The sequence below is a fragment of the Photobacterium obscurum genome (assembly GCF_026191635.1).
GTDB lineage: Bacteria > Pseudomonadota > Gammaproteobacteria > Enterobacterales > Vibrionaceae > Photobacterium > Photobacterium obscurum.
In genome coordinates, this window is sequence record NZ_JAKRRW010000006.1 from 51,270 (window position 1) to 73,215 (window position 21,946).

Sequence of the window (21,946 nt, forward strand, 5' to 3'; positions counted from 1 at the left end):
CCTTTTATCATTTGGTGATTAACAACCGTATGATACTGATTCTTTAGATGTGTGAATTTAGCAAAATTGACTATTAATGTCTAAAAACTGCCAATGTGTAGGTTAGGTTAAGCGTGTTTATCCTGCTGATGATTTCTGGATATAGCGTTTTGGCGACTTCCCTAAAGCTTTTTTGAACATGGTGATAAAGGCGCTGACTGATTCATAACCAAGCTGTTCTGAGGCTTCCTGTACCGAGAAACCAGAAGTAAGCAGCTGAAGAGAAACAACGATATGCAGTTGCTTACGCCATAAGCCAAATGTCATGCCGGTTTCCCTGGCCACTAGTCTTGAAAATGTCCTTTCGCTCATGGCGAGAAAGGATGCCCATTCTTTTATGGTCCGTCGATCTGCTGGGTTGCTGAGTAGCGTGTCAGCGACTTTTCTTAATCTGGGATCATTGGAAAGCGGGAAGTTGAGTTGCTCTCTTGGCAGTTTGGCCATTAAATCAAACAGAACCTCAACAAGTTTTGTTGGGTGATCCTCGGCGAGCTCTTCTGCCGACAGGGTCGATAGGTAGAGAACTATTTCCCGAACTAACGGGCTGATTGATAGGGTGCAGCACCTATCCGGAAGTTCGACCTTGGTGGAGTCGAGGAATACGAAACAAAATGTGGCCGAAGCCGCGGGTGTATTGGTATGAGGGACGCCCGCAGGGATCCATACCGCTGATTCGCTAGGGACCATCCATATTTCGTCATCGACCTTACACATCATTGAGCCTGTAACGGGCATGACTAACTGCCCTTTATCATGTGAGTGAATGGGCGCCTGTAATTCTGTGTTTGATGAGCGTAATTGAAGTATATCGATTGCAGATTTAGATTTATCGGGGTCAAAAATTTCCATGGTTGCGCTTATTGAATGTTAGTGGCTGTTTTTAGTGATATTAGGTGTAAGTATCTAAAATCAGTTTGCGTGATCAATAGTTAAATTTCTATTGCTTTCTTTGTGCCGGTGGCTGTTTCTGAGTTTGTTATACTAACAAAGCATTATTTTACAGTGCTGGCCCCCATACTCACCTTTGGGCGGGTACTCGTTCAAACTGAAGATTGTCCTAATAATAACTATAAAAAACATACCGGGTTGTTGTTAGACAGAAGAGTGGCTGCGGTATTTGGGTTTCTGTTTTGGTTCGCCATCATTTACTTTGCATTCAGTTTGTTTTGAGTCACTGCAGTTGTTTTGCTTGATATGTGCAAGTGATAGGGGCATTTTGCTTGCTGCGAGCAGTAAATCCTTTCCTCTCCACTAATAGCTCATCCTTCACTTTCTTTTCCATTCCAATACGGCCTAATGATTAAATTGAAATGTATGCTAAATTTATTTTATAGCAATAAGTTTCGTATGTGGTGAGCGTGTTCGGCAAATGGAGCTTTGCGATGAGTAAGTTCAATATCGTGTCTGGTAAGCATATTGCGGGGCTTTTATTAATATTTTTCTCTCACCTTAGTTTTTCTTTCTGGGTAAAAGCTGAGGATCGGCTTGCAACGCTTTCGTTACCGTTGAAACAGGATACACTTGTGCTCGCTAGGGTCAGTACCAACCCTAGCGAGCATTATAAGTATTTAAAACCTGTAGCAGACTATTTGGTGGCTAATCTCAAAGACCTCGGGATAAAAAAAGCAAAGGTCTTGTTTGCAAATGATAATCAGCAGATGATTCGTTTTATCAAACAGGGAAAGGTCGATTTGATCACCGAAACGACATTTTCGGCAGCGCTCTTCAATGAAAAGGTTGGAGCCGAGATACTGTTACGACGCTGGAAAAAGGGAGTGCCAGAGTATTCATCCGTCATTTTTTCTCGCAAGGATAGCGGTATTGATTCTTTTGAAGATTTGCCAGGTAAAGTTATTGCTTTTCAGGACAGGGGATCGAGCTCGGCTTTTTTCATTCCAGCTTCTATTTTGATTCGTGATGGTTACGAGCTTTATAAATTGGACTCTCCTCGAGAGTTGCCCCCTCAGGATAAAATTGGTTTTGTGTTTGCCAATAAGGAGATAAATATCTCAACTTGGGTGCATAAAGGCATTGTCGAAGCCGGGGCCTTTAGCAATTTAGACTGGAATAATGAAGAAGATATGCCTAGCGAGTATCGCAAAGATCTCTCTATCAATTATGAAAGTCATCCTTTTCCTCGTGGCATCGAGTTGGTGCGTTCAGATCTTCACCCTGTACTCAAAGCTCGTATCAAAGAGATACTGATGACGGCACACGAGAATGAGGCGGGAAGAAAAGCACTGGCTGCTTACCAAAAAACTAAAAAATATGATGAGTTGGATGAGAAGTCATCTGAAGGCGTCAAGATCGCAAATGAGTTGCGGCATATAGTAGAAAATCAGTTATAGACGATTATCACCCTGACAAAAATCTGAATAAGTGGGTAGGAGCGGCTATGGATATGAAAAGCAAACTGAGATTGCAGGGGCGCTATATCCTTGTCAATATTGCGATGATAATGGCTATAGTGATCATTCTTTCGTCAGTTCAGCTTTATTATTTTAACCAAAACTCCCAGAAAGTGTTGTCGCAAAGTACCGACAATACGACGCTCAGTTTGCTTGAACAGATGCATAAGCGCGGATTGAGTGTATTGGATTATTTGTCGGAAGCCTTGGTAAATCCCCTCTACCAGCTCGATTTGGATGCAACCTATCGCCTGCTGAAGCCAGCGTTGTCTAATGAAGAAATACTTTCCGCTTATGTGTTTGATAATAAAGGGAATATTTTTCATGATGGCAATAAGGTTATTGTGAATTTTGGCCACAGAGTAAAAAATGAAGCCATATTGGAAGCGGTGCTTGAACAGCAGAAACTCTATTCTTTCACTAGCAATGACAGTCTGATCATTGCTGGGCCCATCTTCATTGGTGATTCGCAACTGGGCGGGATCTCTCTTGAGTTATCTCTTGAGAACATTAATCAAGATATTGCATTGATGGATAAAACAATATCTGCCACAAACAATGAAAGTTTAAGTCAGATAACCATGTCTTTGGTAGGTTCAGCCATTTTATTAAGTGTGGTTGGTATTGCACTGTCCGTTATGATTTCTCGTTCATTGATAAGTCCGATCCTGACGCTGGTAAAGCATGCCAAAAGTATTGGACGTGGTGAGTATGATGCGGAAAATAAGATCAATCGGCATGATGAAATTGGTGAGCTGGCGAGTGCGTTCAACGAGATGGGCCATAGCCTTAAGATCAGAACCGAGGAAATTTCATTTCTTGCCTATCATGATTCACTGACTCTGCTGCCTAATCGTAACCTGTTTGTCAAACAACTAAAGGAGCTTTTAGCCAGTTATGAACATACCCAAAGCCATTTTGCGATTCTGTTGATTGATTTGGATAACTTTAAGTGTGTGAACGATAATTATGGCCATGAAGCCGGAGATAATCTGTTATGTGAAGTAGCTTGTCGGATCACCAGTAACCTTAGACACAGTGATTATGGATTTAATCCTTTTGAGGAAAACCATGATAATGTGCTTGTTGCTAGGATCGGCGGTGATGAGTTTTTGATCTGTTTGCCAAATCTAACCAGTAAGTATGCTGTATCGAAAGTCACTCAGCGCCTGATTAAGGCTATCAGATCGCCGATTGCAATCGACAAGGAAGAGGTGGTGATTGCGGGAAGTATTGGTATAGCCCATTATCCGGATGATGGTGTGACAGCAGAAGAGTTGATAAAAAATGCTGATATTGCGATGTATCAGGCAAAAGGACAGGGCAAAAATACTTTTAGCCATTTTACTGCTGAGATGAATGAAAAGCTCAGATATCGTTTGGAAATTGAGCGTGAACTGCGTAAGGGACTATCGGATCTCAAGCAGTTTGAGCTTTGGTATCAGCCTCAGTTTGATATGAACAATAACCACTTGATTGGAGCTGAAGCACTGATCCGTTGGCGCCATCCTGAAAAGGGGCTGATCTCGCCTGATGAATTTATTGCAATAGCGGAAGAAACAGGGCTAATTATTCCTATTGGTGAGTGGGTGGTTGAAAGCGCTTGCAAGCAGATAAGAGGCTGGCAGTCTTTTCTTCCTCATACTTTCCATATTGCTGTTAATTTGTCAGCCAAGCAGGTTTACCGGCAAAATGCCGTCTCAGTGTTTAGCAAAATGCTATGTAAGTATCAGGTTCCAGCGAGTAGACTCCACGCTGAGGTGACCGAGAGTTTGCTGATGCAAGATGAGAGTGAAGCCAAAAAATCGTTGGATTCAATACGTCAATTGGGGCTCCAGGTTTGGCTCGATGACTTTGGAACTGGCTACTCTTCGTTGGCGTATTTGAGAAAGTTTCAGGTTGACGGGGTAAAAATTGATCGTAGTTTTGTGACTGATATAGAAGAAGACAATTATGATCGAGCCCTGACTTCGGCAGTAATAACGATGGCAAAAAATCTGAATATCTCAGTGGTTGCCGAGGGGGTCGAGACTCCATTTCATGTTAACTTTTTAAAATCGAGGCGTTGCGATATCGGGCAGGGGTACTATTACTCCAAGCCTCTACCTGCCGGGGAGTTTGAAGCTCGCTTCTTTAGCAAGGAAGGGAAGGCTGAAAAGCAGCTTGATGCTATTTAATTTGCTGCGAGCTAACAATCTCTTCATTTACCCAGTTTAAAAGCTGTTTAATCGCTCTAGATAACACCTGATTCTGTCTGACGATATAACCAAGGCTGGTGGTGGGAAAGCCCGGCAGTGGCGTAATTGCTGTTTGCAGGTTGAGCTTGGGGTGAAGTGAGAACTCCGGAACAATTGCTACCCCGAATCCTGCTTCCGCCCAGTCAATTTGGGCATCGACACTGCCAACTTCCATCACCCGGTACTTAGGCAGGTTTAATGTCGGCAGGGCCAAGTCGAGCAGGTCGCGTGTACGGGTATCGTGACCGAGTAAAATTAGCGTTGGCTCGTTCTGGTTCTCTGCCAATTGTCCTTGCTGCCATGCCTGTAGCCCGTTACCGAGCGCACACCATTTTACTTGCTGTAATTCAGTAAAATGCAGCGGTTGGCTTTCCTTCTGTGCCATTACAAACCCCAAATCGGCTCTGGCACTTTTGACCAGCTCTGCCGCCTGTGAAGAGGTGGTATTGAGCAATGAGAGGTCAATGCCTGGAAACTCCTGCTTGAAAGACTGAAACGGGGAGATCAGCAGCAGTCTCGAGATGATGTCGCTGGCAGCTATTGTTAGCGTACCCTGACACAAGTCATTGATGGCATTGAGATCGGCCTGACAGACTTGCAGCTCCATCAAGGTGTTTTGCGCACTTTGCAGTAAGCGTTCACCTGCCTGGGTCAGCCTGAAAGGATTGCGCTCAATTAACTTTACCCGAGTAGCTTGCTCTAGTTGCTTGATATGCAGGCTGACATTGGGCTGGGTCATGTGCAGCTCGGTGGCCGTTTTGCCAAAGTGCTCCAATCGGGCCAGTGTCACAAAGGTGTTGAGCCAGTGAATATCTAACATAGGGATCCTGTGTTGAGTCGAGTGTCACGAATTGCTAGCAGCGAGAGCTTCTTCTTTGTAACAATTGAGTCTCTGGCCATTTTGAGCCTGCTCTATTCTACGCCGCTTGCAAAATAATCCTATATGGAATTCTTATCAAGGCGATAACGATTATTAATTTTTCTTATTCCATATCGAGGCATAGGATATGGACTTCGCTTTTGAGGAGAGTAAATCATGTCGTCTATTGTTGTTGTTGGTGCAAACTGGGGTGATGAAGGTAAAGGCCGTATCGTTGACTATTTAGCCGATCAGGCATCAGCGAGCATTCGTTTTCAGGGTGGTAACAATGCAGGCCATACCGTGGTAAATGAATTCGGTACGTTCAAACTGCACCAGCTTCCAAGCGGCGTGTTTAATCCTGATTGTATTGCGGTGCTAGGCCCAGGAATGGTGATCAGCCCGGCTCCATTAACCGAAGAATTGGCTGAAGTAAAAGCGGCTGGCGTTAACGTCAATATGCGTATTTCAGACCGTGCAACGCTTTGTCTTCCACTCCACGCTATTGAAGACACACTTGAAGAAGAACGCTTGGGTGACGGAGCTTATGGTTCGACTCGTCAGGGCATAGCACCCGCTTATGGCGACCGAGTGATGAAAAAAGGTATCTTGGTCGGTTGGTTGAAGCAACCTGAAGTGCTGCGCGAGCGTATTCAGTTCATGATGGACTGGAAACTGCCACAGCTTAAAGCGCTGTATCCATCATTTGAATTTGAGCAAACGGCTGAAGAGATGACTGAGTGGCTGCTTGAAGTCTCAGCGCCTTGGCGTGATGCGATCTGCAACGTCACTCTGCCTCTAAAAGAGCTACAGGCAAAAGATCAGAATCTACTATTTGAAGCCCAGTTAGGTGCAGGTCGTGATTTGGTATACGGCGAGTACCCTTGGACGACTTCATCCAATGTGATTTCAACCTATGCCGGTATCGGTAGTGGATTACCGGCACTTCGTCCTGAGCGGGTGATTGCTGTCGCTAAGGCATTCAGCTCATCAGTCGGCACCGGTACTTTGATCACCGCAATGGAAGAGCAAGATGCATTCCGTGAGTCAGCCAATGAATATGGTGCGGTTACCGGGCGTCCGCGTGATATGGGTTACTTTGATGCGGTAGCGACTCGCAATGGTGTAGAAATTCAGGCGGCAACTGAAATTGCCCTGACCAAGGTTGATTGCCTAAGTGGCATGTCAGACCTGAGAATCTGTGTCGCGTATGATGGCGACCATAGCGAAAACCCAATTTGGCCACAAACGGCAGCACTTGCACCAGTTTACGAGCAAATGGAAGGTTGGAGCGAGGACATCACTGGATGTCGTACGTTTGAAAGCCTGCCGGTTGCAGCGCAGAAGTATGTACTGCGCATTGAAGAACTCATGGGTGTACCGGTCAAGATGATCTCGGTAGGCCCTGAGCGTGAGCAGATGATTAATCGCTAAAGCTGATTGATGTAACTGCTTACATACCCAGGGAAGCAATCAGGCTGGCCAGCAATGGTCAGCCTGTTTGTCATTTACCAATCCACCAGTCAGTTTTTACACATCACCAACTACAGCGAGTATTGCTGCCAGCATATCCTGGCCATAAGCCACGCTGCGCTCTGGTGACCAGCCATAGAAGCTATCCGGCTGAAGGTTGTGATCCTTGAACGGCATTTCTACAGTGTAAGATAGACATTTGAACTGCTCTGCCACCCAACAGGAACCAACGGTAAGGTTGGCCTCGCCCGGTTTCTCTTTGTCATAGCCATGCTCGTCCTGAAACTCGGGGGTAATGGTTAGCAGGGCTTGCTTGAACTTGTACTCAAGGTTGGCCAAGCGCTCATCATATGACGGGATGCCTTCACTGCCTGCGACAAAGTTGTAAGGGATTGCCTCGTCACCGTGAATATCCAGAAACATATCCATTCCCGTCTTTAGCATCCGCTCACGAACCAGATAGACTTCTGGACTTTTCTCTATTGATGGCGTTTGCCACTCACGGTTGAGGTTTACCCCGATCGCATTGGTACGCAGGTGACCGCGAATACTGCCATCCGGGTTCATATTCGGTACGATATGGAATACCGCCTTGTCGAGCAGAGCGCGTCCGACAGTATCGGTTTCGTCCAGCAGGCGTTGTAGCAGGCCCTCGATAAACCATTCCGCCATCGTCTCGCCCGGGTGCTGGCGACCAATGATCCAGATGTTTTTCTTTTCGTCAGATGGCTCGCCAATAGTCAGCAGACTCATGTCATTGCCATCAAGTGTACTGCCTAGCGTTTCCAGTTGGCAGTTAAAGTGGGTTTGAGCTTGATGCAACAAGTCCTGGTGGCGATCGTAGCTATAAGGTGCAAAGTAGGCGAAGTACATCGAACCGTATTCGGGGATCACTTTGAAACTAAGGGTATCGCCGTCAAATTCGGTAGGAATACGGAACCATTCTTCGCGATCGTAAGAGGCGACCACATCATAGTCCTGCCATCCTTCAGGGTAGGCAGACTTGGCTAGATTCAGGAGCTTAATGTGGTGTTCTGTCTGCGCTTGGGTTTCCAGACGGAAGTGAAACCACTGGTAAAACTCAGACTGGTTGTCATTAGGTATTGTGAGCTGGATATCTTCCGGGTTGTTGGCGCTGACAACATGGATGTTGCCACTTTCAAAATTGCTGAATATTTTCATCGTTGTAGTTATCTGTCTGGGGTGAAGGTTCGAGACTAACATAACTATAGCTGCAGCTTACGTTTTCACGTTCATACACTGCTTTCAGCGGCGGTGTTGGCTGTCTCTAACGAACCTCATATTGAATGCTTGTGGAGTAGGTGTGCAAGATAAGTTGTTAGTAGAGCCAATTTAGAACTCTAAGAGTGTGTTATTTTTACTCTTGCCGGGTGCTAATTACTCAGTGCTAAATAAAAATAGGAAAAAAACAAGAAAATGGTTATCTGTTGAGCAGTTAGACGCTTGGCTACTTTACACATCCATAAGAGCTGCGTATTATTCACCGCACTTACGGAGAGATGGCTGAGTGGTTGAAAGCACCGGTCTTGAAAACCGGCATACGTTTGTAGCGTATCTAGGGTTCAAATCCCTATCTCTCCGCCATATTCTAGAAATTGGATGGTTACCATCGGATTTCACAAAGAATTGGAGCGGTAGTTCAGTTGGTTAGAATACCGGCCTGTCACGCCGGGGGTCGCGGGTTCGAGTCCCGTCCGCTCCGCCACTACAATGAAGCCTCGTCAGAAATGACGGGGCTTTTTTGTATGCGTTGAATCTGGTGTTTGCCCTGCGGTCGAATGAGTCCCGGTCGTGTGCGACCCCAGCCGTTCCGCCACTACAATGAAGCCTCGTCAGAAATGACGGGGCTTTTTTGTATGCGTTGAATCTGGTGTTTGCCCTGCGGTCGAATGAGTCCCGGTCGTGTGCGACCCCAGCCGTTCCGCCACTACAATGAAGCCTCGTCAGAAATGATGGGGCTTTTTTGTATGCGTTGAATCTGGTGTTTGCCCTGCGGTCGAATGAGTCCCGGTCGTGTGCGACCCCAGCTGTTCCGCCACTACAATGAAGCCTCGTCAGAAATGACGGGGCTTTTTGTATGCGTTGAATCTGGTGTTCGCCCTGCGGTCGAATGAGTTCTCGAAGAGTCTCGCTTGTGCGCAAATTACCGATTTATCTATCTGTGTGAGCCAGGTTAAGTTTCCTAAAAGAAACCTTTGTCTCAGTTAGTGGAATTTGTCTAATATGTTTTGCAATTGTTAAAGGTTGTGATGGGCTCAGTAGTCCAAGCCCGATAGATAAGCATGGAGACAGGTAAATGCCACATAGTATCTTTGAGCTATTCAAGGTTGGGATGGGTCCTTCCAGCTCCCATACTGTAGGACCGATGGCAGCGGCTGCAGGATTTGCCACTTTTTTAAAAGAGCAGGACCTACTAGAACAAACGTTTAAAGTCAGAGTTGACCTTTATGGTTCTCTGGCCCTGACAGGACTTGGGCATGCGACGGATATTGCCTGTGTGATGGGGCTAATGGGGGAGTTGCCAGAGACCATAGAAGCTGATGATATTCCTACCTTGGTGAGTATGGTGAAAGGCTCTCATGATCTGCCTCTGGCCGGTCAGCGCTTTGTCCCTTTTGATTGGTCTCAAGATATTGTTTTTCATAACGACACCTTTCTCCCCGAGCACCCCAACGGCATGACCTTTACGGTTTATGGCCGCCAGGGCGAAGTCATTGCCGAGAAAACCTACTTCTCTATCGGCGGTGGAGCGATAGTCGCCAAAGGGGAGGCAGAGCAAGAGATGGCTTCGTCATCACCTCTGCCTTATCCGTTTAGCTCGGGAAACCGATTGTTAGCGCTATGTAAGGAACATCAGCTTTCTATTGCCGAAATCATGTTAGCCAATGAACAAGCGCGTAGTGATGAAGACCCGCAAACTAAGTTGGATCATGTCTGGTCGGTAATGGAGCAATGCATTGAACGGGGTATTGCACAAACCGGGGTATTGCCTGGCAGCCTTAAGCTCAAACGGCGTGCGAACAAAATCCAGCAGGATTTGAAAGCAAGACAAGAACGTGGTGAGCAGGTCGACTCACAAGAGTGGGTAAACTTGTATGCCATGGCAGTTAACGAGGAAAATGCCGCTGGAGGCAAAGTGGTGACTGCGCCAACGAACGGAGCTGCTGGGGTGATCCCCGCCGTTCTGGCTTATTACATACGTTTTGTTGCTCAAAACAAGCAGGATAACGTGCAAAAGGGTATATATGATTTTCTGGCAACCGCTGCAGCAATAGGCTCGCTATATAAAGCCAATGCATCGATTTCTGCCGCTGAAGTGGGCTGTCAGGGAGAAATTGGTGTCGCATGCTCTATGGCGGCCGCGGGATTGACTGAAGTGTTGGGAGGGACACCAGAGCAGGTAGAAAATGCGGCTGAAATTGCGATGGAGCATAACCTCGGGTTAACTTGTGATCCGATTGATGGCTTGGTACAGGTACCGTGTATTGAGAGGAATACCATGGGGGCGGTAAAAGCCATTAATGCATGCCGTTTGGCATTGAGTGGTGACGGATCTCACCATGTTTCATTGGATGATGTCATCAAAACAATGCACCAAACCGGGTTGGATATGATGAATCATTATAAGGAAACATCACTTGGCGGGCTGGCAATTAATGTAACAGCTTGCTGAAGTAAATGACTCAGAGTTAAATGACCTCCGACAAAGCCTGAGGTCATTTAACTTCGTTTTACTACAGTGACGCTTTTAGTAGCTCAGCCCACTTGTCGACACGTTGCTGGGTAAGGTTAGCCTGGCGCTCAACATCAATAGCAAGACCTAAAAATTGACCGTCTTCTTCGGCGCGAGACTCACTATGCTCATAGCCTTCGGTTGGCCACTGACCAATAATCTCAGCTCCAGCGTCTTCACACACATCGGCAAGATCGGCCATGGCGTCGACAAACGTATCGGCATATTCCAACTGATCACCTAATCCGAAAATGGCGACTTTGGTCTCCGCTAGATCGAGATCTTCAATCTCATTTAAGGCGTAGTCCCAGTCAGACTGAACTTCCCCATGGTTAACAGTCGGCGTGCCCATGATAACCAGCTCGTACTGGGGCAGGTCATCGACATCAATGTCGGCAATATCCTGGCTGCTGACGTTAAACTTTTCAGCAATCTGAGCGGCTACTTTTTGGGTAGAACCTGAATCACTACCATAGATAACAGCGATATTTTCCATTGTTTTCTCTCTACTTTATTTAACTATTTCCAATCCGCTAGTTGATCTAGCAGTGATTGTTTATGTTCAGCTTGTGCCTGCAGGGAATCGATTCTCTCCAGATAGCTCTGGTGATCCCTTGCGGAAAGTTGTTTAAACCGGTTTTGCTGGCCAACAAAATCACTGATTGGGTGTTTGGCCGGACGGGAATCCAGTTGCAGGGCAGCCTTACCTTTATTTTTGCGGCGAGGGTCGAAGCGATACAGCGGCCATAAGCCACTTTCAACCAATAGCTTTTGTTGCTCGATCCCCTTCGACATGTTGATACCGTGGGTAATGCAGGATGCATAAGCAATGATCAAGGAAGGACCGGGATAGGCTTCCGCCTCCTGAATTGCTTTGAGGCACTGGTTCATATTGGCGCCAAGCGCGACGGTGGCGACATAGGCATTGCCGTTGATCATCGCCGTGATACCAAGATCCTTACCCGCATTGGGTTTACCTTCACTGGCAAATTTGGCGATAGCGCCGGTTGGTGTCGCTTTAGACTGCTGACCGCCGGTATTGGCATATACCTGGTTGTTCAGAACCACAATATTGACGTTTTTATCGCTGGCCAGAACATGGTCCAGGCCACCGAATCCGATATCGAAGGCCCAGCCGTCACCGCCTAAAATCCAGACGCTTTTGGCAACAAGCGCGTCCGCATGTTGCTGGAGAGGGTGAGCTTCACTGACCATTAACTTCAGCTGCTTGACGTTTTCACGTTGGGCACTAATCCCTTTTGTTGAGGAATCTGAAGCGAGTTCGACGAGATCCTTGTAGAGTATTTCCGGGATCTCACTTTTTTCCTTTTCCAGTAGGTGTAGAGCGATTACCTTGTCGCTATCCACTGCCATTCGCATACCCAGGCCAAATTCTGCGTTGTCTTCAAACAGTGAGTTTGCCCATGCCGGACCCTGGCCGTTGGCATTTTGAGCATAAGGGGTGGTCGGTAAATTGCCGCCGTAGATCGATGAGCAGCCCGTGGCGTTGGCGATCAGCATGTGATCACCGTAAAGCTGGGTCAGCAGTTTGATATAGGGTGTCTCACCGCAGCCGGAACAGGCTCCGGAGAACTCCAATAGCGGTTCCAGAAGCTGACTGCTTCTTGCATCAATGCGCTTGATATCTATTGGTTCAAGTTCAGGGAGCTGGGTGAAATACTCGAAGTTTTCTTGTTGCTCGGATGGAATGTTATCTCTGGCAACCATTGCCAGAGCGCTCTGAGTTTGCTCACCTTCACTTTTGGCTGGGCACATCTCGACGCAGAGCTGGCAACCGGTACAGTCTTGTGGGGATATCTGTAGGGTGTACTTTTCACCTTGGAAGTCGCGCAATTTGTAGTCGGTGGTCTTAAATGAGCACGGCGCATCGTCAAGATCGAGCTTGTTGCTGACCATTTTGGCGCGAATCGCCGAATGAGGGCAAACCAGGCTACAGGTGTTGCACTGGGTACAAGCCTCTTCGTTCCACTGCGGAACACTTGATGCGATATCCCGTTTTTCCCATTTGCTGGTTGCGGTCGGCCAGGCTCCGTCAACCGGGAAGGCACTGACGGGCAGCAAATCGCCTCGGCCATGCATCAGTTCTGCCGTGACCTTTTGCACAAACTCAGGCGCCTTGCTCGATACTGCTGGAACGATAATCGGGGCTTTCAGACTGGTTGCCTCAATTGCGACAGGGTGTAGCTTAGCGTCAGTCCCTTTCACGGCGGCAAGGTTTGAACACAAGACCGCTTTGCCTTTATTTTGATAGGTCTTAATGATGGCTTGGTTTTGCAGCTCCAACGCTTTGCCGGAATCCATCAGGTCGGTCAGCAGGAAAAAGGCGCGCTGCATAATGTTGTTGATTCGGCCTTTGATCCCTTTTTCATTCGCCAGCTTACTCGCATCAATGGTGTAAACCTTGAGGCCTTTTTTGATGATATGTTGCTGTTCTCTATAACCGAGTTGATGCCATAGTTCGCTCGCCGAGTAAGTGCTATTGAACAGGACGGTTGCACCTTGTTTGGCAAAGGAAAGCACATCGTTGTTTTTCAGCAGACTGAATTGATGACAGCCAAGAAAGTCCGCGCCTTCGATTAGGTATGGCGCATCAATAGGGGCGTCATCAAAGCGAAGGTGGGACGTGGTCATGCCGCCTGATTTTTTGGAGTCATAGACAAAGTAGCCCTGGGTAAACCAGCTGCTGTTGTTACCGACTATCTTGATGGTATTTTTGTTGGCACCGACTGTACCGTCTGAGCCCAGGCCAAAGAACATTGCATTGAGGTTGAAAGTGTCTTTAACCAGTGATTTTGTCGGTAGTGGCGGTAATGACAGACGGGTGACGTCGTCTTTGATGCCGACAGTAAAGTTGTGACTGAGGCTATTGGTAATGAGCGAGCTGAAAACAGCTTCGGCATGTTGGGGCGTCAACTCTTTTGAAGAGAGGCCATAGCGGCCGCCAAACACTCTTGGCATAGCGGTGTCGTAATACATGTTCCAGCTATGGCTGATTGCTGCCACGATATCCAGATAGAGTGGTTCGCCAATTGCGCCGGGCTCTTTGGTCCGATCCAGTACCGCAATGGTTTTAACACTGTCAGGAATACTCTTGATGCAGTGTTCAATGGCAAACGGCCTGAACAGGTGAACGCAAAGCACACCCACTTTTTCGCCTTGTTTTTGCAGCGCCGAGACCGTCTTTTTCACCGTGCTGCACGCAGAGCCCATTATCACAATTAAATGAGTCGCCGCTTCGTCACCGAAGTACTCGAAAGGCTGATACTGGCGTCCGGTGAGTTGGGTGAATTTATCCATCGCTTCGATAACTGCATCCGGGCAGCTGTCGTAATAAGTATTAACGGCTTCTCGGGCCTGAAAGTAGGTATCCGGATTTTGTGAAGACCCTCTTAGCATCGGTGCGTCAGGCGTTAGCCTTCTTGCATAGCTCTGGTCGACCAGCTGCGGATTGATCATCTGCTTGAGAATATCATCATGCAGGTAGTCAATATGGTTAAGCTCATGGGAGGTTCTGAAGCCATCGAAGAAATGGACAAACGGGATCCGGCTTTTGAGGGTTGCCGCCTGTGCTATCAGGGCAAAGTCATGTGCTTGTTGTACTGAGTTGCTGGCCAGAATGGCAAAACCGGTTTGCCTTACCGCCATCACATCCGAGTGGTCACCGAAGATAGATAGGGCATGGGTGGCGACGGTTCGGGCAGCAACATGGAGCACAAATGGCGTCAGCTCTCCGGCGATTTTGTACATATTCGGGATCATCAACAGCAATCCCTGAGAAGAGGTGAATGATGTCGCTAACGAGCCCGCGCTTAGGGCACCATGCAAAAGACCGGCCGCGCCGCCTTCAGATTGCATTTCATAAATGCTTGGTACTACGCCTCTACAATTTGGCTGCTTGTTATTGCTCCATTCTTCGCAATGTTCAGACATGGCAGAAGAGGGAGTGATAGGGTATATCCCAATCACATCATTGCAGCGATAGGCAACGGATGCTGCTGCTTCATTCCCATCCACGATACGGATATCAGTCTCACATTGCAGAGAGGCAGACTTTTCTCTGTTTAGATTGGTCACACCCTTTCCTTATTGGTATTTATTAGTTACTGAAGAGTCATACTCTTGGGCCCATTGAAGTACATCTTGTCGTAGTTGCTCTTTCTTTTCTTCTTCGCTTAGTTGAACGTCCAGAGAGAAGACATACTGAGGCTCTTGAGAGCGGTTTGCGTAGTAAGCAGCGCTAAGGTCTTCTTTCAGGGTCAGTAGAATTAAGCTGGCAACAACAAAATAGAAGGCGGTTAGGATTTTCTTTCTCATGGTTATGCCTCCTCGATTTTCACGGAGATAGATTGTGCCGCGGCCGGTTGCTTATTGCCGGTGGCCATTCTCTTTTTCTTCTTATTTGGTTTGGTTGCCTGTTTGTACCAATCTTTGAGAAAGACGATGTAATCCGTCATCGCTGTGATCGGGCACAGGGTCTTGCACCAAGGGCGGTGAACGAGCAAAGAAGTGATCAACACCAACAGCGTCAGGATAAATAGGTACAGCGAGCCGACCATGCCAAACATGATGCCGAATGGTTCGTAGCTAAATGCTGACGGGTTTCTGAAATACAGGCCGCACGCAAGCGTGGCGAGTAACAGAAAACGCGGGAACCACTGAAAGGCTTTATGTTTCAGGCTGATTGTCTTTGAGTTGGTAAGCTTGGACAGGCACTGTTGGGTGATCCCCATCGGGCATAGCATCTGGCAGTAGAGGTTTTTATTAAACAGCAAAATATAACCAAGACTCAGTACCAACAGGACGAAGGCGGTATAGTTACCTAAGCCGGATCTCCAAGATCCCGAAATCAAGATCCCCATGGTAGAGGATGAAATCAGCGAGGCAGAATAGAAGCCAAATATTCCCAGTGACGCTATCATCAGTGTCCACTGTATTTTTACTTTATGAATGCTGCCAGAGCGGCTGATAAATACAGCCAGGAAGAACATAACAACGGCCAGCAGATCCAGAAAGCCAACCGTATCTAATGGACTGGTTTGTTCCTTTAGCTGATAATTGAAAAGCTGTTGCCTGACGGGTTCGGCGGCCTCATTCACCCCTTGCAAAATACCGTTAGAAGAGAGAGTCGCACCACTGATACCATCAGCCTGGATCTGCTTGCGGCTGGTTTCACCCAATATTTTGTTAACCAGGCCGTTTTCAATTACTTTATTAACATAAGAAGACGTATCTTTTATCGATAAAATACTGGCTTGTTGAACGGTTCCTTTATTATCGAGTTTTAACGCAATATTCAGCTCTCCACCGTAGCCGATACCGGTCCCGATACCTAACCAGGATTTGATTTCTTCACCTTCAATAATTTGGAACAGGTTTTCTTCAATCTTTACCAGCTGCTGATTTTCCTCAATTAAAGACTCGAGCATCGTAAACTGGCGATCCGATATTTGTATTCCACCGAACCACCAAGCTGCAATAAGAATAAATAGCGACATTACTGAGGCTATTTTTTCAATTACCTGATTAGATTTTCTTTTAGATTTTCTGGCCATAATTTATCTACCAATGGGCTGAGTAGCGATTTCCCCTAGGTTTCGAAGGGAAAATATTTATCATCCATGGTAGTTAGTCGCTGAATGGTGAAAAGGTAAATATGGGACTTTTCCAGATACAAATAATCCTTAGAAAGTCACGGTTGATAAAGATCAATAATAAAGTTCATTGCATGAGTAATAGGGGCCTCAGCCCCTATAAATATTACTTGGCAGCTTTGAGGCCCGGGATGACCAGATGACGCCAGGTCATGATGATTATCAGCAAACCAGAGCCGGTGAAAATAGACAGTCCCATCGCGCCGGATTGCGGATAACCTTCGATGAACGAAGAGCCACTCCAGGCGATACCAAATAGCATATCCAACACCCCGGCCAGCAGCAGCGGAAGGGTATACCATTTAAGCTTGATCACCTGATGGGCATAAACCATGCCGTTGATTGCCAACATGCTGATCACGCCCAGCGAGAACCATTGCAGTGCTTCCATTAGTTATGCTCCTTAGGCTTTACCGGCTGTGCCGATGTTATTTTTCATAGAGGTGTTGGTACGCATACCTTCGCCGGATGCCCAGAATTTCTCTACCTTGACCGGGATCGGGGTACGGCTCTGGCCACCGTAGCCAAATGCCGGGTGCGCTTCTGCCATCAGGGAGTGAATGAATTTCGGCATCAGTGGGTTAACCGACATGATGAACCAGTGATGCCAGAAATCTGGCTCGTTAAAGGTACAGCTGGCCACACAGTTCAGGCATGACGTATCGTTATCCATCCAGAAGTTGAAGCAGCGCTTAGAGTCTGAGTGCCACTTTTTGATCCCGACATGGCTGTTCCAGGTGTAATCGGGTTCGTCGCTGAACTCATAGGTTGGGGTAAAGCTTGGCTCGACATCTTTACTGACGGCACCGGAAGGACAGGCTTCGGCACATTTCATGCAACTCTTACAGAACTCGCGAATCCCCCAGGTATGAGGTTGATCGTAAGCATCTTCAAAGTCGATGTTGGTAAAGACTTTACACAGACGGACACGCGGACCCACCCCCGGCATGATGCAAGAGCCGTTTCGGCCCCCTTCGCCTAAACCAGCCAAAATCGCGTATGCGACAGAGTTAGCCAGATCGTTGCCGGCACCCACAGCGTTGTAACCACAGCCGCGAATAAACTTGGCAACCTGACAGGCGATTTTACCCATGTCGCTATAGCCGTTACCGGTTGAGCCCTCGGAAGTCCATGACGGTGCGGTAGCCACGTTATCGTAGTCCATCGGCGTGGCGATAACGATCACCGATTTTGGTTTGAACGGGAAATCTTTTTCCCAGGAAAGGGTGCGCTCATCAACGGCGTCATACAGCGGATCATAAACAAAACGCTTGTCGAACTTGGCGATACCCACACGGACGGCACCAAACAGGCGAGCGGTAGAGCGGATCATATCAGCGGCACGTTTGCCGCTTCCCCAGTCAAATTTCTCCTCAACCACGTCAGTCTGATCCCAGCTGTGCATCGGGGTGTTTGGCTGGGTAAAGGCCGAAGCCCGTGATTTGGCAACAACCAACGGATACCAGGCGGCGTGGCCGATAGCGCGGTCAGCCTGACCGTAACCGACTTTATTGTTGTCGAAATGATCGCGGTTTTCGAAGGTCTGGATCGCGTCATTAAAATTGAAATCTTTTTTCCACAGACGGGCATATTGCTCGGCACGTTCAGGGTTTCTGACTTTTGACAGATAAGGGCTTGTTGCATGACACAGCATAACGTCACGCTGGTCTTTCGGCTTAAAAATGGATTCGTCAATTTCGATTCCTGGCGTATTGGTCGAGCCCTCAAGGGAGGCTTTCGAAGCACCCAATACGGCCCCGCCAGTCAGCATGGCCGCACCACCGCCCAGCACGGTTTTCTTAAAGAAACCACGGCGGGACATGTTCGGCAGATCGTCATCAATCTGATCGGCTACGTTCTGGTTTTCTACTTGATTTGTCATAAAGCACCATTCTCTTTATAGAAAAGGGAATTAAAAAATGTTGGAAAACAAAGGTTAAACAACTTGGATTAATTCGATATCGAAGATCAGGGCCGCGTTGCCCGGAATTTTCGGTGGCTTACCCATCTCGCCGTAAGCCAGTTCCGCCGGTACATATACGCGCCATTTAGAACCCTCAGGCATCATCTGTAAGACTTCGGTCCAGCCCGGGATCACGCTCTGGATCGGGAATTCAGCTGGTTCGCCTCGCTCATAAGAGCTGTCGAAGACGTCGCCGGTGATCAGCATGCCGTGATAATGGACGATGACGTTGTCGACCAGACCGGCCTGGCGGCCTTCCCCCATTTCCACCACCTTGTATTGCAGGCCGCTGTCAGTGGTAATGATTCCAGGTTTCAGCGCGTTTTCTGCCATAAAGGACTGGCTCTGCCCGGCGAGTTCTGCGGCTTCTTTCTGTCGAGCCACTTCCACTCGGGCGGCAATAGTCTTGAATGCAGTCTCCACTTCCTGCTCGGTGAGCGGGGCCTCTTTCTCATTGAAGCTGTCTAAGACACCGGCGAAAGCGGCTTCCATATCCAAGCCGTCAAAGTTGTGAGTCAGGAGGTGGCGGCCAAATTGCCACCCCATGCCGTAACTGACTTTTTGCTCATTGGTCTCGAGGGATATTGGCTTAATGTCTTTCATGGGAATTGCCTTTGGTTCTAAACGTAGATTTTGATCTCGGTTTTAATCAGCTGGTGATTAGTGTGCTGGTGCAGCATCCTGAGCCGGCAGCGGTAAGATCACTTCAGTACCTGGTTTCATAAAGCTCTGGTGACAGGCATTACAGGCTTGAATGGTAGAAACAAAACCTTTCATGCTGGCTGCAGGATCATGGTTTCGGACTGCCATACGCAGGCCGTAAGTTGCGTTTTGCAGGGCTTTAGACTGACTCTGAAATTCTGTTTTACGTTCAAGCAGATCATCAACGGTATTACTTTGCTCAAATGAACCTTCAACAAAGAAGAAGGCGTTGTACATTTGGGCGACTTGCGCCAGGCCATCGACACGGTTCAGCAGGGTAAAGCCGTTCCATTCTTTTTTCCCTGTCGCGATGGCACCTGCGTCCATTAGGGTGGCGCCCATCAGCTGGTGGATGCCTTGTCGAACTTGTATTGCCGGCCCGGCTTCGGTGTAGGGATCGGGCATTTCCTTTGCCACGGCAGAGCCACAGAATGCGGTGGTCGCCAGGGTAAGAGAAAGAACAGTCTTTTTCATTTTAAGAGTTTCCTCACTGCGTGCTTCCAGGGGAAAGCGTTTGGCCCATAAAATATTGTTGGTGTTGAGAAACGGGTTAACCATCTGCAACTAATCAGGGATAATGGACAAGATCGCTTACTAAATTACTTAAGTACCGCACGGTACATAGTGGGAAGAATATTACCTTTCTATGTACCGGCTGGTACATAGCAAGGTTCAAAAAAACGAGCATTCAATCTGAAAACAGATGTTTTTTTGATTTAGAGCAAAAACCACTTTTGGGGTATGGACATTAAGATGACGGAAAAAGTGAAACGTCAGCGTTTTTCAAAAGAAGAGTGGCTGGAAGCTGGATTGAAGATGCTGGCCGAGCAAGGGGTAGATAAACTCACGATAAGCAGCTTGTCGCGTTCGGTGGGCGTAGCCAAAACCAGCTTCTACTGGCATTTTAAAGATCGGCAAGATCTGCTGGACCATTTACTTGAGTATTGGGCCTCGGAGTTCACCTTTGTGGTGTCTGAAAACCCGCAACTGCCGCAGCTTGAGCCGATAGAGCGCTTGCGGGCTATTAATAATACCGTTATGGGGAATGACCTGCTGAAATATGAGTTGGCAATCGGTGCCTGGGCCAGTCATGATAAGTCAGCAAAAGCGATGTTCGAGAGTATTTACCGTCGGCGGATGGAGGTGTTCCGTCAGGCTTTTTCCGATGCAGGTTTTGATGAAGGGGAGCAGGAAGTACGTGCCCAGGCTTTACTCTGTCATCATGTCTGGGGCGGGGTGATGCAGGGAGATCCCCATGCACATAAAGAAATAGCTGAAAAGTTAATCCCAATCTTACTTAAAAAGTAACGTTATTGGGTATAAAGAGCCGCACTCACAGAGTGCGGCTCTTTGGTTCTGTCTGGCGAGATCGCTCATCACTTTTCTAGCTGAACTTGTTGTTCATAGTTAGCAATAGCCGCTTTGAGCGGATGTTTCTCGGCAATCAGTAAGGCAGACTGGACAAAGTAGAGCAGGATCAGGGTCAAGGTGGCGCCTGCCAATACCTTGACGAACGTTTGCTCGCTCTTTTTCGGTTTGTTCCGGGTGACAGTTGATTTAGCCATTGTTCCTCCGGGTTGTGCGGTTATCTTGGGGGGCTGCCTGGACTTCGATAGGTTCAGCTTTTGCCGTTGGCTTAGCTTTTGTCAGATCGCCGAATTTTGTTATTGCCTGGTTGCGAGTGCGGATCAGGCTATTGAGGCTGTAGCCGACCGGGCAAAATAGGCGACACCAGAAGTCTGGAATAAATAAAGCGCCGAACAAGGATAACGGCAGAACATACCATTGCATTCCCATTCCTTCGAGAGAGAACATCATAGAGAAGGGTTCGTAGGTACCCATGGCCGGATGATGCGACAGAAAGATCAGCATCAAAGAAGCCCAGACCAGGAATAAGATCCCGCGACGTGCATACTTAGTGACACCTCGGCTGATCTTAAATTTAAAACCGCTTATCTTATGCAGCAGCATCTGTACCGTAGAGAACGGACAGAGCTTGCCGCAATAGATATTTTTGCCCAGCAACAAAACGGCCCCCAGAACCGATCCCATCATGATCCACCAGGTAAGTTGTTGCTTCGGGCTTGGGATATACCCCATAACCAGCCCTGCCAGTGAACCAATGCTAAGGGAAGAGTTAATGTAAAAACCAATAAAGCCCAGGCTGGCAAAGGGGATCAGTAACCGGAGTTTGGTGCTGAGCTTGTTATTGGCATAAGTGGTGTAGAGTATCGCGGCAATCAGCAACAGCAGCAGGCCGTCATTGAGTTCCAGCTGCCATTTTTCCTCTTCCCAGCTTGACGATAATCCGAGCCGCTCCATGGCACTCAGGTGCATGGCTTCCTGTACCGCCTTGGTCACCCCCTGGGAAGAAATGGTGGCACCGGAAACGCCATCGATATCATCGCCGAGAATGAAGTTATCGCGGACATCCTTGCTGATAAATTCGCGGTAGAAATTGTGTTTGGCAAGGCGTGCAACGTAAGGCGGCGTTTCACGGTCGGAGAGCAGAATGACCTCGTTGATATAACTGTCGTTGCCTTTTTCGGTGGTTTTCACGGCTAGGGTGAGCGGCCCGCCAAAGCCTTGGCCTTCTGCAATAAGGAGCAACTCAGGCTCGGCCAGCTCTTCATGATGGCGCAGGAAGGCACGCGGGCCATTGTCGCTATTCGGCGCCTTGGAAAATGTAGAATCAGGAAAGTGCTGCGATAACAAGTGGATATAGTTGGTCTTTGCCGCGAAGTGGCCAACCAAGAAGGCGGATAACAAACTTAGCCAGGCTAACAGGGTAATTAGCTTGGAAGTTCTCGAATTAGAGCGTCTCATACTCAATTTCCTA

The 21,946-nt window shown here is 47.8% G+C and carries 18 protein-coding genes and 2 tRNA genes; 7 read left to right on the forward strand and 13 right to left on the reverse strand.

Annotated elements, in window-relative coordinates; genetic code table 11:
- Positions 1 to 117 precede the first annotated feature (117 nt).
- Positions 118 to 888: an AraC family transcriptional regulator gene (locus MD588_RS09825; protein ID WP_265696981.1), complete on the reverse strand. Its 771-nt coding sequence runs from the start codon at positions 886 to 888 to the stop codon at positions 118 to 120.
- Positions 889 to 1,421: 533 nt separating this feature from the next.
- Here MD588_RS09825 and MD588_RS09830 point away from each other — a divergent pair.
- Positions 1,422 to 2,387 carry a phosphate/phosphite/phosphonate ABC transporter substrate-binding protein gene (locus MD588_RS09830; protein WP_265696982.1) on the forward strand — a complete coding sequence of 322 codons (966 nt, stop codon included), beginning with the start codon at positions 1,422 to 1,424 and terminating at the stop codon, positions 2,385 to 2,387.
- 47 nt (positions 2,388 to 2,434) lie between these two features.
- Complete coding sequence (locus MD588_RS09835; protein ID WP_265696983.1) at positions 2,435 to 4,624, forward strand: bifunctional diguanylate cyclase/phosphodiesterase; 2,190 nt, start codon at positions 2,435 to 2,437, stop codon at positions 4,622 to 4,624.
- Here MD588_RS09835 and MD588_RS09840 read toward each other — a convergent pair.
- Positions 4,617 to 5,504 (reverse strand): LysR family transcriptional regulator, encoded by an 888-nt coding sequence (locus tag MD588_RS09840; RefSeq protein ID WP_265696984.1) that lies wholly within the window; start codon positions 5,502 to 5,504, stop codon positions 4,617 to 4,619. The two genes, MD588_RS09835 and MD588_RS09840, sit on opposite strands and share 8 nt — an antisense overlap.
- Positions 5,505 to 5,720: 216 nt before the next feature.
- On the opposite strand from MD588_RS09840, the gene MD588_RS09845 reads away from it, so the two are divergent.
- Complete coding sequence (locus MD588_RS09845) at positions 5,721 to 6,977, forward strand: adenylosuccinate synthase (protein WP_265696985.1); 1,257 nt, start codon at positions 5,721 to 5,723, stop codon at positions 6,975 to 6,977.
- Positions 6,978 to 7,073: 96 nt separating this feature from the next.
- On the opposite strand, the gene MD588_RS09850 is transcribed toward MD588_RS09845, so the two are convergent.
- Positions 7,074 to 8,198, reverse strand: coding sequence for a M14 family metallopeptidase (locus tag MD588_RS09850; protein ID WP_265696987.1), 1,125 nt, complete (start codon positions 8,196 to 8,198; stop codon positions 7,074 to 7,076).
- A 332-nt stretch (positions 8,199 to 8,530) separates the two neighbouring features.
- Here MD588_RS09850 and MD588_RS09855 point away from each other — a divergent pair.
- The 3 genes from MD588_RS09855 (at position 8,531) to MD588_RS09865 (ending at position 10,710) form a co-directional block, all read left to right on the forward strand.
- Positions 8,531 to 8,621, forward strand: a tRNA-Ser gene (locus MD588_RS09855).
- A gap of 44 nt (positions 8,622 to 8,665) precedes the next feature.
- Positions 8,666 to 8,742, forward strand: a tRNA-Asp gene (locus MD588_RS09860).
- A gap of 591 nt (positions 8,743 to 9,333) precedes the next feature.
- Positions 9,334 to 10,710 (forward strand): L-serine ammonia-lyase, encoded by a 1,377-nt coding sequence (locus MD588_RS09865; RefSeq protein ID WP_265696989.1) that lies wholly within the window; start codon positions 9,334 to 9,336, stop codon positions 10,708 to 10,710.
- 61 nt (positions 10,711 to 10,771) lie between these two features.
- Here the strand turns inward: MD588_RS09865 and MD588_RS09870 are convergent, their stop codons facing one another.
- The 8 genes from MD588_RS09870 to MD588_RS09905 form a co-directional block, all read right to left on the reverse strand.
- Positions 10,772 to 11,266 carry a flavodoxin gene (locus MD588_RS09870; RefSeq protein ID WP_265696991.1) on the reverse strand — a complete coding sequence of 165 codons (495 nt, stop codon included), beginning with the start codon at positions 11,264 to 11,266 and terminating at the stop codon, positions 10,772 to 10,774.
- A 23-nt stretch (positions 11,267 to 11,289) separates the two neighbouring features.
- Positions 11,290 to 14,865 carry a pyruvate:ferredoxin (flavodoxin) oxidoreductase gene (nifJ, locus tag MD588_RS09875; RefSeq protein ID WP_265696993.1) on the reverse strand — a complete coding sequence of 1,192 codons (3,576 nt, stop codon included), beginning with the start codon at positions 14,863 to 14,865 and terminating at the stop codon, positions 11,290 to 11,292.
- 9 nt (positions 14,866 to 14,874) lie between these two features.
- Entirely contained in the window at positions 14,875 to 15,105 is a 231-nt protein-coding gene (locus MD588_RS09880; protein WP_265696995.1) for a hypothetical protein, read from the reverse strand.
- A gap of 2 nt (positions 15,106 to 15,107) precedes the next feature.
- Positions 15,108 to 16,343, reverse strand: coding sequence for an FMN-binding protein (locus tag MD588_RS09885; RefSeq protein ID WP_265696996.1), 1,236 nt, complete (start codon positions 16,341 to 16,343; stop codon positions 15,108 to 15,110).
- Positions 16,344 to 16,548: 205 nt separating this feature from the next.
- Positions 16,549 to 16,833: a hypothetical protein gene (locus MD588_RS09890; RefSeq protein WP_265696997.1), complete on the reverse strand. Its 285-nt coding sequence runs from the start codon at positions 16,831 to 16,833 to the stop codon at positions 16,549 to 16,551.
- Between the two features lie 12 nt (positions 16,834 to 16,845).
- Positions 16,846 to 18,324 carry a reductive dehalogenase gene (locus tag MD588_RS09895; protein ID WP_265696998.1) on the reverse strand — a complete coding sequence of 493 codons (1,479 nt, stop codon included), beginning with the start codon at positions 18,322 to 18,324 and terminating at the stop codon, positions 16,846 to 16,848.
- Between the two features lie 54 nt (positions 18,325 to 18,378).
- Positions 18,379 to 19,008 (reverse strand): FKBP-type peptidyl-prolyl cis-trans isomerase, encoded by a 630-nt coding sequence (locus tag MD588_RS09900; protein ID WP_265696999.1) that lies wholly within the window; start codon positions 19,006 to 19,008, stop codon positions 18,379 to 18,381.
- 57 nt (positions 19,009 to 19,065) lie between these two features.
- Positions 19,066 to 19,581, reverse strand: coding sequence for a cytochrome c (locus MD588_RS09905; protein WP_265697001.1), 516 nt, complete (start codon positions 19,579 to 19,581; stop codon positions 19,066 to 19,068).
- A 279-nt stretch (positions 19,582 to 19,860) separates the two neighbouring features.
- On the opposite strand from MD588_RS09905, the gene MD588_RS09910 reads away from it, so the two are divergent.
- Entirely contained in the window at positions 19,861 to 20,415 is a 555-nt protein-coding gene (locus tag MD588_RS09910; protein WP_265697003.1) for a TetR/AcrR family transcriptional regulator, read from the forward strand.
- Positions 20,416 to 20,483: 68 nt separating this feature from the next.
- Here MD588_RS09910 and MD588_RS09915 read toward each other — a convergent pair whose 3' ends face one another.
- Entirely contained in the window at positions 20,484 to 20,672 is a 189-nt protein-coding gene (locus tag MD588_RS09915; RefSeq protein ID WP_265697005.1) for a hypothetical protein, read from the reverse strand.
- The gene (locus tag MD588_RS09920) at positions 20,665 to 21,933 is read right to left on the reverse strand and encodes an FMN-binding protein (RefSeq protein WP_265697007.1); all 1,269 of its coding nucleotides are present in this window, start codon (positions 21,931 to 21,933) and stop codon (positions 20,665 to 20,667) included. The genes MD588_RS09915 and MD588_RS09920 overlap by 8 nt, the downstream gene beginning before the upstream one ends.
- Positions 21,934 to 21,946: the final 13 nt, after the last annotated feature.